Genomic DNA, 14,835 nt, shown 5'->3' on the forward strand with positions numbered 1-14,835 from the left:
TTTTGCCCGGTGGCGGCTGCGCCTTACCGGGCCTACGAACTCGAGGGGAAGGTCCGTAGGCCGGTGCAAGCGCAGCGCCGCCCGGCAATCGACATCCGTTGCCAGGGTAAGGGTTAAAAATCCATCTTCACCGTGAACTGCACCTCACGCGGATCGCCAATCTGGTTACCGAGGTTATTGGTGCCGATGGAAGAGGTGTAATAGGTCTTATCAAACAGGTTCTTCACGTTCACCTGCAGCGTCACCGGATACTGCAGCTTCATCTTATAGGCGGCGAACACGTCTGCCACCGCATAGCCCGGCAGATAATAATCCGCGCCGTTGGTGCCGGAGCGCTTGCTGACCGCATGGCCGCCGCCGCCGACCGTCAGGGTGTTGCTGTTGTAGACGTTATGAATGTCATAGGTCAGGAACAGCGAACCGGTGTGCTTCGGTACGTTCTGCAGCGGTTTCCCGGCGTAATCCGGATCTTCCAGCACTTTGGCGTCGGTATAGCCGTAGCTGGCAATCATGCTGAGGTTATCGGTAATTGACCCGGCCAGATCCACCTCCACCCCCTGGGAACGCACCTTGCCCGCGGTTTTCGCCACCGTCTCATCACCAATACTCTCGGTGTACAGCACGTTGCGCTTATGGATATCAAACAGCGCGATATTGGCGGTAATGCCCTCCAGCAGGTCGAATTTGGCGCCCACTTCGTAGGCGGTGGACTCTTCCGGCGGCAGTTCGCCGATATAGCTGGCGATCGACGACTGCGGCATAAACGACTGGGCGACGTTGGCGAACAGGGAGACGTTCGGCGTCACCTTGTAGACCAGGCCGGCTTTCGGCGTCCATTTCTCATCGCGGCTGTCGGTATTGACGTTAAATGGTCGGCCTTTACCGGCGTACTGGGTGTAGTACTGGTAGCGCACGCCGGCGACGGCGATCCAGTTGTCGGTGAGGTACAGCGCGTCCTGCACGTATGCGGCATAGCTCTCCTGCTGGATACGCTGATCGCTGTCGGAGGCGGAGACGGTATTACAGGTGTCGAGGGTGCCGTAGACCGGATGATAGATGTTAAAGCCTTTCACGTTCTTGCAGCGCAGCATATCGGTGCGCAGCAGATCGTAATTCTCATAGGCGACGCCGGTCAGCAGTTCGTTATAAAAGCCGCCCACCACCACGTTGCCCTGCAGGTCGGCGCGGGTGGAGTGCATCTTCTGCGTGGAGCCATGGGTACCGTCAACCCGGCGGGTGAGGTTGCCGGTCGCCGAGTCATAGGCCATCACCCGCGCCTGGTTATCGTTATAGTGATCCTGGCTGTAGCTGTAATCGAAGCGCGCGGTCCAGGCGTCGTTAAGGCGATACTCGGCGTTGAGCTGGGCGAGGTCGGAATAGCCATCGGTAATATTAAAGGCTTCATCGAAGCGGGTTTTGCGATCGACGTTCACCGCATGCCCGGTATTGAGATCGAAGATAGTGCCGCGGTCGAAGGGGGCGCTGTAGTCGCGGTGCGAATAGGACGCGGTCACCGTCGCCCGGTCGCCAAACCAGGTCAGGGAAGGGGCGATAAAGCGGCTTTTGTTTTTACCAAAGTTGCGCCAGTAATCCTCATTCTGATATTCGCCGATCAGCCGGTACGCCAGATTCGTGCCTTCGATGGGGCCGGTGACGTCGACGCTGCCGGTGCCGCCGCCAAAGCTGGTGGACGTCCCGGAAACCGAACCGGAGAACTGCCGCTCCGGACGTTTGGTGATGACGTTGATCAGCCCGCCGGGGTCGAGAATACCGTACAGCGTCGAGGCGGGTCCCTTCAGGACTTCCACCCGTTCGGTGGCGGCGTTAAAGCTGCGCGGCAGCACGGTGCGCAGGCCGTTGGTCATGATCGAGCCGTCGCGGTTAGCGCCGAAGCCGCGGCGGGTAAAAGCGTCCTGGGTGCCGCCAAGGGTGTTGGTCTGCACCACGTTGGCCACGTTATACAGCGCCTCATCGAGCGAGGTGGCGTGCTGATCTTCGAGAACCCGATCGCTGACGGTATTCACCACCTGCGGAATATCCAGCAGCGGCATTGAGGTCAACGTCGCGGTAGAGGAGCTGAGCGGTTGATAGCCGCTGGTGGCGCTCTGCCGGGCGTCGTTGGCCACCACGGTGATGGTCTCTTCCGCATCGTTGTTATCTTTCGCCGCGTGATTTTCCGCGGCCATTAATCCCGGTGAGGCCAAAAAAAGAAGCGAAAAAAGCGCCCGCCCTTGCAACGAGGTGAAGGCGACATGGGGTTGAGTCATTATCTTTTTCTCGTGAACGAATCTGCCTTTGCGGTCAGATAAAGCCAATAAAATCATTGCCCTGAATAATAAAAACACGTGGTTTAGCGTCTGAATGCGCGTTTATATGTGTAATTGAGAATCATTCAACCATGAAGGAATGTAGTAGTAAACGTTATGCAAGATAAAATTTCAGCGGCGAGGAACAGGACGTTTTAAACGCCTTCAGTAGGGAGCGTTATGTAGTTATCTCTTTGATATTATTTTATTTAAATTATGTTGCGTTGGCGCAGCCTCGCTGTAGTCAGCGTCCCCGCAGGAAGACGATGGCGACTATTGACTACTACATTCATCCCCGTCATGATCAAAAGAGAATGAGATTTATTTTGATTTGACTGCAGAATGTCCAGCCATCGCCTGGAACGCTGCGGCGCAGGAGCGAGTTATGCCACAGCGGGTGACACCTGCAGAGCAGGGGATCGTACTGGATGCCCTGTCAGCCGGCTACGGCCAGACCCTGATCGTTGACGACATCAACCTGACCATCCCCAGCGGCAAAATGACGGTGCTGGCAGGGGCGAACGGCTCCGGCAAATCAACGCTGTTGTCGACTATCGCCAGGATGCTGAAGCCGCTCGGCGGCTGCGTGCGTCTGGACGGGCAAGCCATTCATCAGATGCCGACGAAGGCCGTCTCGCGCCAGCTCGGCATCCTGCCGCAATCGCCGCTGACCCCGGAAGGGTTAACGGTTTTCGAGCTGGTCTCGCGTGGGCGCTATCCGTGGCAGGGTCTGATGCGCCAGTGGTCAGACGCCGATGAGCTGGCGGTGGAGGAGGCGCTGCGCTTAACGGGCACCCGCGAGTTCGCTCATCTGCCGGTGGACAGCCTCTCCGGCGGCCAGCGTCAGCGCTGCTGGATCGCCATGGCGCTGGCCCAGCAAACGGCCACCATTCTGCTCGATGAGCCGACCACCTGGCTCGATCTGCGCTATCAGGTCGATATCCTCGAGCTGCTCCAGACCCTGACCCGCGAACATGGCCGCACGGTGGTGACGGTGCTCCATGACCTCAACTTTGCCGTGAACTACGCCGATCTGCTGGTGTTTCTCAAACAGGGGCGCATCGCCGGTACGATTAGCGACAACGAAGTCTGTAGCCCTGAGCTGATTAAACGCGTGTTTGACGTTGACGTGCAGATGTCGATTAACCCGCAAACCGGCAAACCCTTCTTTATGCCGTTTCGCGCCCGCCAGGCGGCGGCGCAATGAGCGTGACTATCCAGCATTCCGCGCGGCGGCGCGCCCGTCCCCGGCTGGCGCTGCTCCTGCTTACGGTGCTGCTTATCGCCGGTTCGCTGGTGCATCTTGGCCTGGGCGCCCGCTGGATCGCCCCGCAGACGGTGCTGCAGGCGCTGCTGGAGTACAATCCTCGCAATTTCGAGCAGCGGATTATCGTCGAACTGCGCCTGGTGCGGCTGGCGGCGGCGCTGCTGACCGGCGCGGCGCTCGGCGTCGCCGGGCTGCTGCTGCAGACGGTGATCCGCAACCCGCTGGGCGAGCCGCATATCCTCGGCCTTAACGCCGGCGCGTCGCTGGCAGTGGTGGCGACCTCCGCGCTGGGGCTCTCTCTCGGCGCTTTCCCCGCCGCGCGGCCGCTGACCGCCGCCTGCGGCGCGGCACTGCTGTTCGGCGGGGTGATGGTGCTGGCCTCTGCCGGTCGCGGCGGAGCGACGCCGCTGCGCATCACGCTGTGCGGGGTAGCGCTGTCGGCGTTTGCGTCGGCGGTGACGGCGGCGATATTAATTCTCGATGAACAAACGCTGCTGGCGATGCGCACCTGGCTGGCGGGCGATCTGGCCGGGCTGAACTGGAGCACGCTGTGGACGGCGCTGGTCCCGGCGCTGATCGGCCTTGGCGTCGCGCTGTTCCTTGCCCCGCGCCTTAACGTGCTGGCTCTGGGGGATAAGGTGGCGCTGGGCCTCGGCGTGAACCTCGTCCAGACGCGGCTGCTGGGCCTGCTGGCGATTGCGCTGCTCTGCGGCGCGGCGGTGGCGGTGGCCGGACCGATCGGCTTCGTCGGGCTGGTGGTGCCGCACGTGGTGCGCCGTCTGGTGACGGAAGATATCCGCCTGGCGCTGCCCCTGGCGGCGCCGGTAGGGGCGCTGGTGCTGCTTCTGGCGGATATCGCCGCCCGGACGCTGGTCGCGCCGCAGGAGCTGGCCACCGGGGCGATGACCGCCCTGGTGGGCGCACCGCTGTTTATCTTTATCGCCGCGAGGTTTTTTAAATGACGCGCGCCGTTCACCGGGCCGGTTTTCGGCCGCTGCTTTTCGCTTCCCGCCAGCTGCTGCTGCGCCCGGCGGCGCTGAAAATTGCCGCCTTTATGCTGCTGATGCTGCTGGCGCTCGGGCTGTACAGCCTCAGCCGCGGCAGCTATCCGCTGCCCGCATCGACGCTGGCGCAGGCCCTGCTGGCGCCACAGGAGATGGGCGAGCAGCCGCGCTTTATTCTGTTTGATATCCGCCTGCCGCGGATCCTGATGGCGCTGCTGTGCGGGGCCATGCTGGGGCTGGCCGGCGCGGCGATGCAGAGTATCACCCGCAACGGGCTGGCCGACCCGGGGCTGATCGGCGTTAAAGAGGGGGCCAGCATCGTGGTCCTGGCGCTGGTGCTGTTTTTCCCGGCGGTAGGCCTGGTCTGGCGGCCGCTGGCGGGGATGGTCGGTGGCGTGGCGGTGGCCCTGCTGGTCCTGACGCTGGCCCGCGACTGCTCGCGGCCGCGCTTTATTTTAATTGGCATCGGCGTCTCCTGGACCCTGGCGGCGGCGGTCGGCATCTTTATGACCACCGCCGACGTACGCGACGTGCAGACGGCGATGATCTGGCTGGCGGGCAGCCTGCAGGCCGCCACCTGGCCGCTGCTGGCGGTGGCCTTTTGCTGGGCGCTGCCCGGGGCCATCATCCTGTTCTGTACCGCCCGGGCGGCGGACGCGGCGCTGCTGGGCGACCGAACCGCCATCGGCCTCGGGGTGCGTCTGCAGCAGTTGACTCTGCTGCGCTTTTTCGCCCCGGTGCTGCTGACCTCGGCCAGCGTCTCCTGCGTCGGCAGCCTGGGCTTTGTGGGCCTGATGGCGCCGCATATGGCGCGTTTCGTGCTGCGCGGCGGCCAGGTCTCGCTGCTGAGCGGCAGCGCCCTGATTGGCGCCTTGCTGGTGCTGGCGACCGATACCCTTGGCCGGTTGGCGTTTGCGCCGCTGCAGATCCCGGCGGGGATTGTGATTGCCCTGGTGGGCTGCCCGTTCTTTGTTGTCTTGCTCTGGCGTCGCCGTGATGCCCTTTAATCAGGAAGGTATTATGCGTTGGTTCGTCTCATTGCTGCTGTTGCTGACGGGGGCCGTCAGCGCCGCCGACCCACATACTCAAACTTTTACCGATGATTTAGGCCGCACGGTCACCGTCCCGCTGCATCCGCAGCGCATTGTTTCGATGCACGATCTCGATATTACTATTCCGCTGATTGAGCTAGGGGTACCACCGATCGCCAGCCACGGCCGCACGCGCCCGGACGGCAGCCACTATCTGCGCTCCAGCGCCCAGCTCACCGGTGTCGATTTCGATAACAGCGATATCCGCTTTATTGGCACCGCCGATATCGATCTGGAAGCGGTGGCTGCCGTCAGGCCGGATCTGATCATCACCGAGCCCAGTCGCCACGTGTCGGTGGAGCAGCTGGAGAAGATTGCCCCGACGGTGAGTATCGACCATCTGCAGGGCAGCGCCCCGGAGATTTACCGCAAGCTGGCCCAGCTGACCAGCACCCAGCCGCGTCTGGCAATCCTTGAGCGTCGCTATCAGGAACAAATCAAGCAGCTGAAAGCGATGGTCAACCCTTCTCAGTACACCGTCTCGGTGATCCAGGCGAACAATGGCAAGGTCACGGTGCATCATTCGTATCATGCCCTGGGCCGGGTGCTGCGCGACGCCGGGTTCCGCTTTCCGCCGCTGATTGAGCGGATCCCCGACGGCCAGCGCATTGACGTCAGCGCGGAACAGCTGCCGGAGCTGGACGCCGATTTTGTCTTCGCCACCTGGCGGTCGGATACCGGCGGTAAGCCGCAGGATGAGCTGCAGGCGATGGAAGCGGTGATGCCCGGCTGGTGCGACTTTATGCGCGCCTGTCGCACCGGGCACTATATTTTACTGCCGCGGGAGGAGGTGATCTCCAACTCCTACGCCGCACTCTCCCTGATGGTGGCCCAGGTGCAGTCGCATATTGCCGGCAGGCCGCTCCCGGCGGAGGCCAAATGAAAAGCGCGATAAAAAAAGAGAAGGGGCGGGTCGACCTGTTCGGCGAACGCTATCGCGCCCGGGCGCATCAGCTCTCTCCCCGACTGCGGGCCGTGGTCAGCTATATCAACGACAACCGCGAGGTGGTGCTGGAGCAGACGGCGATGGAGATCGCCGCTGCGACCCAGACCTCCGACGCCACGGTGGTCCGCGCCATCCAGGCGCTGGGCTTCGCCGGGCTGCGCGAGCTTAAGCAGACCATGGAGCGCTGGTTCGGCACCTCGGTCACCTCGGCGGAAAAGATGCGCTCCACGGTCACCGCGCTCTCCAGCGACGTCAATTCCAGTATTGATTTTGTGCTGGAAGGCCATCAACGGGTTTGCGAGGTCCTGTCGCGGGCCGACAACCGCGCGGCGGTGGCTCAGGCGGTGGCATTGCTCAGCGACGCACGCCAGGTGGGGATCTTCGGTATCGGCGCCTCGGGGATCCTCGCCGAGTACTCCGCCCGGCTGTTCAGCCGCATTGGCCTGCCGGCGTATGTGATGAACCGCACGGGTTTCAGCCTCGCCGAGCAGCTCATCGGCCTGCAGCGCGGCGATGTGCTGATCATGATGGGGCAAAAATCGCCCCATCGTGAGGGGATGACCACCCTGCGCGAGGCGAAGCGCTTGGGTATTCCGACCATCCTGCTGACCCAGGCGGTGGACTCGCGCTTCAGCCAGGAGGCGCAGGTGGTGATTGACGTCCCGCGCGGCGGGGACAGTAGCCGGATGCCGCTGCACGGCACGGTGCTGGTCTGTCTGGAGATGATTGTTCTGTCGGTGGCCTCCACCACGCCACAAAAAACGGTGAAATCCCTGAAGCGAATCAACGACCTGCACCGGGCCATTGGTAAATCCGGCGGTAAACGCGGCAGTTGATAAGATAATTCACCAGCAGGAAGGTTTCCGGTTGCATATAAAAGTCAGTGTGTGTATTTTTATGCAAAATAAATGCATAAAAAGGAAATCTCATGGTCAAGAATTTGCTCAAAGCGTGTTTCATGATGGCCGCGCTGACGGCAGCCGGACAGGCGGCTGCGGAAACCTATACCGTCGGCTCCGGCGGCACCTACCGGCCGTTTGAATTTGAAAACAGCCAGAAACAGCTGGAAGGTTTCGACATCGACATCATTAAAGCCATCGCCAAAGCCGAAGGCTTTGACGTCAAGCTGGTCAATACCCCCTGGGAAGGCATCTTCGCCACGCTGAACACCGGCGACCGCGACATCATCATCTCCGGGATCACCATCACCGATAAACGCAAACAGATGGTCGATTTCTCCGCGCCGTACTTCCCGGCTGAGCAGTCTATCGTCGTCGCCCAGGACTCGAAGGTGGATTCGCTGGCGGCCCTGAAAAACGAGAAGGTCGGGGTGGTGAACTCCAGCACCGGCGATATCGTGGTTTCTGAGGTGCTGGGCAAGAACAGCACGGCGATCAAGCGCTTCGACAATACCCCGCTGATGCTCCAGGAGCTGTTCGAGGACGGCGTCAGCGCCGCGGTGGGTGACGTCGGGGTGGTGAAGTACTACATCAAACAGCACCCGGAGAAGCAGTTCAAGCTGGTGCCGGATGCCAAATTCGAACGTCAGTATTTCGGTATCGCGGTGGCGAAAGGCAACAGCGAACTGCTGGGCAAAATCAACGCCGGTCTGCAGAAGATCGTTGCCGACGGGACTTACGCCAAAATCTATAAAACCTGGTTCGACGACAACGTGCCGACGCTGCCAGCGCAATAAGCCACCTTTTTCAGTGACCACGGCTATCGCCCAGGCGATAGCCGTATTTTTTAGGGAAGGACTATGACGGGATTCCGTTGGGAGATCATCGAGGAGTACGGCCCGCTGTTTGTGGACGGCGCCCTGATGACGATTAAATGTACCATTATCTGCGTGATCCTCGGGACGCTGTGGGGGTTAACCCTCGGTCTCGGACGGATGGCGAAGGCCGAGCACGGGCCGTGGAAATATATTCTCCGCTACCTGGTGCAGTTTCCGGTGCGCTTTTACGTTAGCGCCTTCCGCGGTACGCCGCTGTTCGTGCAGATCATGGTGGTGCACTTTGCGCTGGTGCCGCTATTTATCAACCCGCGCGACGGCCTGCTGGTGACCAGCGGCCTGATGAGCGCCGACTTTGCCCGCGAGCTGCGTGCCAGCTACGGGGCGTTCCTCTCCTGCATCGTGGCGATCACCCTTAACGCCGGGGCCTATGTGTCGGAGATTTTCCGCGCCGGCATCCAGTCGATCGACAAAGGGCAGATGGAGGCCTCCCGCGCGCTGGGCATGCCGTGGTGGAAAACCATGCGCAAGGTGATCCTGCCGCAGGCGTTTCGCCGCATTCTGCCACCGCTGGGCAACAACGCCATCGCCATTGTTAAGGACTCGTCGCTGGCCTCGGCGATTGGCCTGGCCGATCTGGCCTACGCCGCGCGCACCGTCTCCGGCGCCTACGCCACCTACTGGGAACCCTACCTGACCATCTCCCTGGTCTACTGGGTGATCACCTTCCTGCTGGCGCAGCTGGTTAACCGTCTGGAAAAGAGGTTTGGCAAAAGTGATTCACATTAATAACTTACATAAGCGCTTCGGCGACAGCCACGTGCTGCGCGGCATCAGCTGCGATATTAAACCGCAGGAAGTGGTGTGCATCATCGGCCCGTCCGGCTCGGGGAAAAGTACCTTCCTGCGCTGTATGAACGCCCTGGAGACAGTCAGCGAAGGCGAGGTGGTGGTCAACGGCTTTGCCGCTCACGACCGCACTACCGACCTCAACAAGATGCGCGAAAGCGTTGGCATGGTGTTCCAGCGCTTTAACCTGTTCCCGCATATGACGGTGCTGGAAAACCTGATTATGGCGCCGATGAATCTGCGCAATATGCCGCGCCAGCAGGCGGTCGACCTGGCGGAAGCCTTGCTGGCGAAGGTGGGCTTAAGCGATAAGCGCGACGCCTGGCCCTCGAGCCTGTCCGGCGGCCAGCAGCAGCGGGTAGCCATCGCCCGCGCGCTGGCGATGAAGCCGTCGATTATGCTGTTTGATGAGCCCACTTCGGCGCTGGATCCGGAGCTGGTGGGCGACGTGCTGGAGGTAATGAAAAACCTCGCCAGCGAGGGGATGACCATGGTGATCGTGACCCACGAAATGGGCTTTGCCCGCGAAGTGGCCGACCGGGTGCTCTTCATTGACCAGGGCGTGATCCAGGAAGAGGGCAAGCCGGGGCAGATCTTTAGCGCGCCGAGCAACCCACGCACCGCCGCGTTCCTCAGCAAGGTGCTGTAAACCGAGCGGGCTGGCGCCAGGCCAGCCCGCTGAGTGTTGGTTGGGAGCGTGAGGGAATGTAGGCGGCTTTTAGCGTGTTTGGGGACGGTGTAAGTCAGGGTGGGGGCTGAGTTGGGCCAGGAACGGACCATATCGGCCATTGACATGGTTAACGCCCCGATACGCCTGATTTATCCGCCTCGACATTTACGCTGACATTTAATCTTTTGGCTTTCATCGTTAACATTTTTTGCGCAAGCGCCATGTCCCCACCATGCGCCCGGTCAATTAACGTCTGGACGATTGTCATCATCAAAAACGGCAGATTGGCAGGATAAAACTCTGTCATATCAATGCCATGCTCCGCGAGTTCCTGGTGTGCGGCTTTTTCTGTTTGTTCAACAATATTAGCGACTTCCGCAGTCATTTTATCGATATGGTTGAAGACCACACGATTGATAAAGTCAATTTGCTCAGGGGTGAAATTCTTTTCCATCCGGACTTGCCTTTGAGTATTTTAAGTATCCTGGAGCATATCCTACCCTGACCAGACGCGACGGAACCACCGGACGCCTGATGTTGTCTTGTCTTTCCTTGCCAGTATCAGCCTGAAGCAGCAGGTATGACTCACCGAATGGCGCTCAGAGCGGAACAATTTATTCCATTGCTAACAATATATTTGAATTCCCCAGGGAAGGGGCTGAGCGTGGTTGAGTCTTGCGTCCCCATTTGACTTATCTCCGACATTCAGCCGTCTATTATCGTTAGCTCTGTGCGGGAGCGGACTAGACTATTTTGTTAAACAAAGAGGTTGAAACGAAACCGTTTTATGATAAATCTATAAATATAATAAGACGAAATGGAAGAAAAAATGCAAATCAGACTTGCAGTACCTGAAGAGGCAGAGGAATGCTGGAATATAAGGAATCTTTCCATCCGGCAAGGATGTAAGCTAAGTTATAACGCCAGGGTGCTTGAGGCCTGGACGCCTGAAGCTATGCCTGAACACTACAGAGAGGTTATTACGGTAAATCCTTTCTTTGTTGTCGAAATGCCCGATGCCGGATTGGTGGCAACGGGGTATCTGGATCTTACCGGGGGAAGCGTAGAAGCGATTTTTACCTTGCCGGATTATATGGGTAAAGGTTTCGCCAGCCTGATTATTGAAAAAATTAAAGATGAGGCGATGAAAAGAGGGCTGAAACAGTTAACCCTGACCTCAACACCCAACGCGCAAACCTTCTACGAAAAGCATTGCTTTATGTTTATCAGGGAAAGTAAATACCCATCAAGACTTGCCCAGACAGATTTACGCGGTATGGAAATGTCTATTGCACTATAAATTTGAGTTTCCTGTTGCCTTTGAATGTCAACCCTTCGCTCAGCGCTGAAAATCACCAAACCCGCCATCGCCTGGATTCTCTGCCACAGGTCAAAGCGAGTGCGCGGTCCCTTTTTTAGAATGGCAGTTTCACCCGCGAATGAGAGCTTTCACTCCAAATGGAAATACCGAAAAGGCCTTAAGCGACTGGGAATATTTCACTTTATGATGTGAGCGAACCCAATGTTTTTTACCTTGTTATACTCTGCTTTAATAATTCACTGAAGTGCCATCAATTTTTAAACTCCACAACGCCTATCTTCTGTTAAATATTTATCCCGAAAGACTGGTTTCCTGTTCCTTTCGGGCATACACAACCAGCCGCAGGTGTCGGTCTTCATCAACGGTCAGTGAGGTGAATTCGAACGGGACGGGCTGCTCGTCGACCAGTAAATGACGGACACCATGGCACGGGGCCTGCACCTGATGTTGCCGCCACCATAATTTAAACGCCGGCGAGATCCGTTCCAGATCGTTGACCAGTTCAGGAATGTCGGTACTTTGGCTGGCGCGGGTAAAATCCCGGCGAAAGCTGGACAACATCAGCGGCGCCTGTTGCTCCCAGTCAACGATACGCGCTTGCAGGACCGGGTCGGTGAACAGCAACCACAGCAAATTGCGCTGCCCGGGGGCATGGCGGGCGAAAGTGAACCGCTCATCGGCTAAGGCGTTAAATCCCAGCACATCCCAGCGTAAATTGATAACGAAAGCAGGGTGCGGCAGATCGTGCATCAGGCGTCGCACCAGCGGCGGCAGCACGCACCAGGTTTTTCCTGGTTCGGCAGGAGGGCGATCGTGAGCGAGCATAAACAGATGACGACGTTCAGCGGCATCCAGCTTCAGCACCCGTGCCAGATTATCCAGAAAGGTGGACGACACGCCAATATCCCGACCCTGTTCCAGCCATGTGTACCAGGTAAGGCCGACGCCGGCCAGGGCCGCGACTTCTTCCCGTCGAAGACCGGGCGTCCGTCGCCGTGCCCCGCTGGGAAGCCCAACGTCAGCCGGTGACAGCCGTTCCCGCTGCGTCCGCAGAAAGTCCGCCAGATCGCGTCGTGTTCGCTTAAGGGTTCGCATCGTTTGCCTCCTTCGCTGAGCTCATTGCTTTAAGTAATAGCATAAACTGTTAAATTGTAATAGTTTAAAAGAAAGGTAAGAATCGTCGTATCTTCTCCTTACAGCGGATATGCGATATGAGCTCCACCTCCTGTATTTCGATGCCCCCTGAACATGAATCCTGCTGCAGGCCCCCCTGGGCTGGCCTGTTTGTCCTGCTCCTGGCGGGATTCGTCACTCTCTTTGACCTGTTTGTCGTGAATGTGGCCATCCCCAGCATTCAGCGCGGACTGGGGGCTAATTTCGCCGACATTGGTCTTATCGTCGCCGGATACGAACTGGCGTTTGGCGTTTTATTGATCACCGGCGGGCGGCTGGGAGATCGGTATGGTCGCCGGCGACTCTTTGTTATCGGTATGGCGGGTTTTACGCTGGCGTCGGCCTGTTGTGGCTTGGCGCCAGGAACCGGGTATCTCATCGGCGCCCGGGTCTTGCAGGGCCTGGCCGCCGCCCTGTTGTTCCCGCAGGTGTATGCCTCCATTCGGGTTAACTTTGCGGGCGACGACAGGCGCAAAGCGTTTGGTCTGTTGGGGATGACGCTGGGGCTGGCGGCGATTGCCGGTCAGGTGCTGGGCGGGTGGCTGATACATGTCGATCTGTTCGGCCTGAGCTGGCGCAACCTCTTTCTGATCAATGTGCCTGTCGGGCTCCTCGCTATTCTCACCGCCCGATTGATTCCCGAATCCGCCGCCCCGCAAAGACCGCAGCTGGACGGGATCGGCGTGGCGTTGGTCAGCATTGGGCTGACACTGTTACTGGTTCCATTGATCGAGGGGCCGGCGCAGAGTTGGCCGGCATGGAGTCTGTGGTCACCGGGCATCGCGCTCATCGTCATCGCGATCTTTGGTCGACACCAGGCGCAGCGTCGAATTGCGGGTAAATCGCCCCTGGTGGATATGCGTCTACTGGCAAAGCGTCATTTCGCGCTGGGAACATTGCTGGTGCTACTGATTTACTCGACATCAAGTTCCTTTTTTCTCTGCTTTGCGCTGCTGGTACAGACCGGTATGGGGCTGGATCCTTTCCTGGCGGGAAGCCTGTTCGCGCCCTGTAGCGGTGGGTTTGTGCTGGCGTCGTTGACGGCCCCGCGGCTGGTTTCCCGATGGGGAGCTCGAACCCTTCTCTGGGGATCCCTGGTTTATACAGCGTCTATTGCGCTTCTTATCACTCAGGTAGGGATGGCGGGAGCGGAGCTAAAGCCAGCGCACCTGCTCCCGGCGCTGATTGTGCTCGGCGCCGGACAGGGATATATCATGACGCCCTTGCTGAACCTGGTGCTGGGTGTCGTTGATGAAGCCGACTCCGGTATGGCCGCTGGGGTGGTATCGACAGTGCAGCAGGTGGGCGCTGCGCTGGGTGTCGCCGTCGTGGGTATCCTGTTCACTAGCGTGCTCACCGAGGCGACCTCTCTGTCGCAGCGCGGACAGTATGCTTCTGCTTTTGTCGCCGGCATGTTTTATAACCTGGCAGCGGCAGTACTGGTCTGCTGGCTGCTGTGGATGATGCAAAAATCGCCACGACTATCGAGATAAACGGCGTTTATCCCTTAACGTCCGGGTCATACTTAACCGCGAATATGCAGGGTGAGATATGGGGCTCACCGCGCATAATAAACAAACGCCAGCTTATTGCCGTCGGGATCGCGGACGTAGGCGCTGTGAAAGCCGTTGCCATATTGTGGGCGATGACCGGGAGCGCCTTCGTCACGTCCGCCGAGTTGCAGGGCGAGGGCATGCAGTTCCGCAATATGTTCGACGGAGCGGGCGTTAAGCGCCACCATCGTTCCATTACCCACCCCGGCAGGCTGCAGGTCAAAAGGAACGCCCACGCACAGCCCACAGGTGTGGTTGCCGTTGAAGGTGCCCCAGGACGCCCCCTGTTCGTTACGGCCGGCTTTGACGTGTCCTAGCAGCGCCATTAACGGGTCATAGAACTTGATGGCGCGTGGCAGGTCATTGGTTCCCAACATGATGTATGAAAACATAGTGTCCTCCTGTTGCGGGCAAAAAGGTGTCTTTCGCCCGCTTACTGCGTGAAGCTGATCGCAACAGACCCGGCGCTGCGCTCAGCCTCGCCATGGTAGACCGCCTCAATATTATTCCCCTGCGGATCCAGCACAAAAGCGGCATAGTAACCAGGATGATAGTGTCGTTCGCCAGGCGCGCCGTTATCGCGGCCGCCATGGGTCAGCGCCGCATGGTAAAAAGCGTCCACCCTGTCACGATCTCTGGCCTGGAACGCCAGGTGGTGGCGTCCTGTCAGTTTCCCGGCAGCCTCCGGGCTGTGGCGTGAGGCCACCACCAGTTCGTCGGCCAGCAAGTAGTCATTAGCGGTGGTAATAACCGGGATCTCCAGCGCCGACAGTACGGCAGTATAGAAGTCTTTGCTTGCCTCAAAGTCTTCGACAACCAGCAGGATATGATCGATCAATCTGCCACGATGTAACGTCATGCTTTCCATGGAATTTCCTCTCGGCAGGGGGCCGGCAATGGTTATAGCAGTGAGCCAGCAA

General features: G+C 59.2%; 14 protein-coding genes and 1 pseudogene. 10 read left to right on the forward strand and 5 right to left on the reverse strand.

All coding sequences use genetic code 11. From position 1 onward, the window contains the following. Positions 1–113: 113 nt before the first annotated feature. On the reverse strand, positions 114–2,186 hold the full coding sequence (locus ACLH1I_RS04570) for a TonB-dependent siderophore receptor (RefSeq protein WP_198079732.1): 2,073 nt from the start codon (positions 2,184–2,186) through the stop codon (positions 114–116). A 505-nt stretch (positions 2,187–2,691) separates the two neighbouring features. On the opposite strand from ACLH1I_RS04570, the gene ACLH1I_RS04575 reads away from it, so the two are divergent. The 8 genes and pseudogenes from ACLH1I_RS04575 (at position 2,692) to ACLH1I_RS04610 (ending at position 9,847) form a co-directional block, all read left to right on the forward strand. Further along, positions 2,692–3,513 (forward strand): ABC transporter ATP-binding protein, encoded by an 822-nt coding sequence (locus ACLH1I_RS04575; RefSeq protein WP_004203036.1) that lies wholly within the window; start codon positions 2,692–2,694, stop codon positions 3,511–3,513. Further along, entirely contained in the window at positions 3,510–4,535 is a 1,026-nt protein-coding gene (locus ACLH1I_RS04580; protein WP_130944637.1) for a FecCD family ABC transporter permease, read from the forward strand. The genes ACLH1I_RS04575 and ACLH1I_RS04580 overlap by 4 nt, the downstream gene beginning before the upstream one ends. Continuing rightward, positions 4,532–5,584, forward strand: a complete 1,053-nt coding sequence (locus ACLH1I_RS04585) for a FecCD family ABC transporter permease (RefSeq protein WP_060655985.1) — start codon at positions 4,532–4,534, stop codon at positions 5,582–5,584. The genes ACLH1I_RS04580 and ACLH1I_RS04585 overlap by 4 nt, the downstream gene beginning before the upstream one ends. Beyond that, the gene (locus ACLH1I_RS04590) at positions 5,574–6,551 is read left to right on the forward strand and encodes an ABC transporter substrate-binding protein (RefSeq protein ID WP_074195275.1); all 978 of its coding nucleotides are present in this window, start codon (positions 5,574–5,576) and stop codon (positions 6,549–6,551) included. Before ACLH1I_RS04585 ends, ACLH1I_RS04590 begins: the two co-directional genes overlap by 11 nt. After that, positions 6,517–7,450: pseudogene (locus ACLH1I_RS04595) on the forward strand (MurR/RpiR family transcriptional regulator). Before ACLH1I_RS04590 ends, ACLH1I_RS04595 begins: the two are co-directional and overlap by 35 nt. A 92-nt stretch (positions 7,451–7,542) precedes the next feature. Next, positions 7,543–8,310: a basic amino acid ABC transporter substrate-binding protein gene (locus ACLH1I_RS04600; protein ID WP_004203029.1), complete on the forward strand. Its 768-nt coding sequence runs from the start codon at positions 7,543–7,545 to the stop codon at positions 8,308–8,310. A gap of 63 nt (positions 8,311–8,373) precedes the next feature. Continuing rightward, a complete protein-coding gene (locus ACLH1I_RS04605; protein WP_004151161.1) occupies positions 8,374–9,138 on the forward strand; it encodes an amino acid ABC transporter permease in 765 nt (254 codons plus the stop codon). Continuing rightward, positions 9,125–9,847: an amino acid ABC transporter ATP-binding protein gene (locus ACLH1I_RS04610; RefSeq protein WP_151385375.1), complete on the forward strand. Its 723-nt coding sequence runs from the start codon at positions 9,125–9,127 to the stop codon at positions 9,845–9,847. Before ACLH1I_RS04605 ends, ACLH1I_RS04610 begins: the two co-directional genes overlap by 14 nt. Before the next feature lie 148 nt (positions 9,848–9,995). Here ACLH1I_RS04610 and ACLH1I_RS04615 read toward each other — a convergent pair whose 3' ends face one another. After that, a complete protein-coding gene (locus tag ACLH1I_RS04615) occupies positions 9,996–10,322 on the reverse strand; it encodes a nitroreductase (protein WP_135730026.1) in 327 nt (108 codons plus the stop codon). A 375-nt stretch (positions 10,323–10,697) separates the two neighbouring features. On the opposite strand from ACLH1I_RS04615, the gene ACLH1I_RS04620 reads away from it, so the two are divergent. Continuing rightward, a complete protein-coding gene (locus ACLH1I_RS04620) occupies positions 10,698–11,168 on the forward strand; it encodes a GNAT family N-acetyltransferase (RefSeq protein ID WP_198079696.1) in 471 nt (156 codons plus the stop codon). Positions 11,169–11,480: 312 nt separating this feature from the next. Here ACLH1I_RS04620 and ACLH1I_RS04625 read toward each other — a convergent pair whose 3' ends face one another. Then, positions 11,481–12,284 carry a helix-turn-helix transcriptional regulator gene (locus tag ACLH1I_RS04625; protein WP_057215810.1) on the reverse strand — a complete coding sequence of 268 codons (804 nt, stop codon included), beginning with the start codon at positions 12,282–12,284 and terminating at the stop codon, positions 11,481–11,483. Positions 12,285–12,400: 116 nt separating this feature from the next. Between ACLH1I_RS04625 and ACLH1I_RS04630 the strand changes: the two genes are divergently transcribed. Next, positions 12,401–13,855: an MFS transporter gene (locus ACLH1I_RS04630; protein ID WP_057215806.1), complete on the forward strand. Its 1,455-nt coding sequence runs from the start codon at positions 12,401–12,403 to the stop codon at positions 13,853–13,855. 65 nt (positions 13,856–13,920) lie between these two features. Here ACLH1I_RS04630 and ACLH1I_RS04635 read toward each other — a convergent pair whose 3' ends face one another. Next, complete coding sequence (locus ACLH1I_RS04635) at positions 13,921–14,307, reverse strand: VOC family protein (RefSeq protein WP_135730024.1); 387 nt, start codon at positions 14,305–14,307, stop codon at positions 13,921–13,923. Between the two features lie 41 nt (positions 14,308–14,348). After that, complete coding sequence (locus ACLH1I_RS04640; RefSeq protein WP_017899595.1) at positions 14,349–14,783, reverse strand: VOC family protein; 435 nt, start codon at positions 14,781–14,783, stop codon at positions 14,349–14,351. Positions 14,784–14,835: the final 52 nt, after the last annotated feature.

Origin of the sequence: Klebsiella sp. 1SOBk10mer, assembly GCF_046602535.1 — a bacterium.
Taxonomy (GTDB): Bacteria; Pseudomonadota; Gammaproteobacteria; order Enterobacterales; family Enterobacteriaceae; genus Klebsiella; species Klebsiella quasipneumoniae.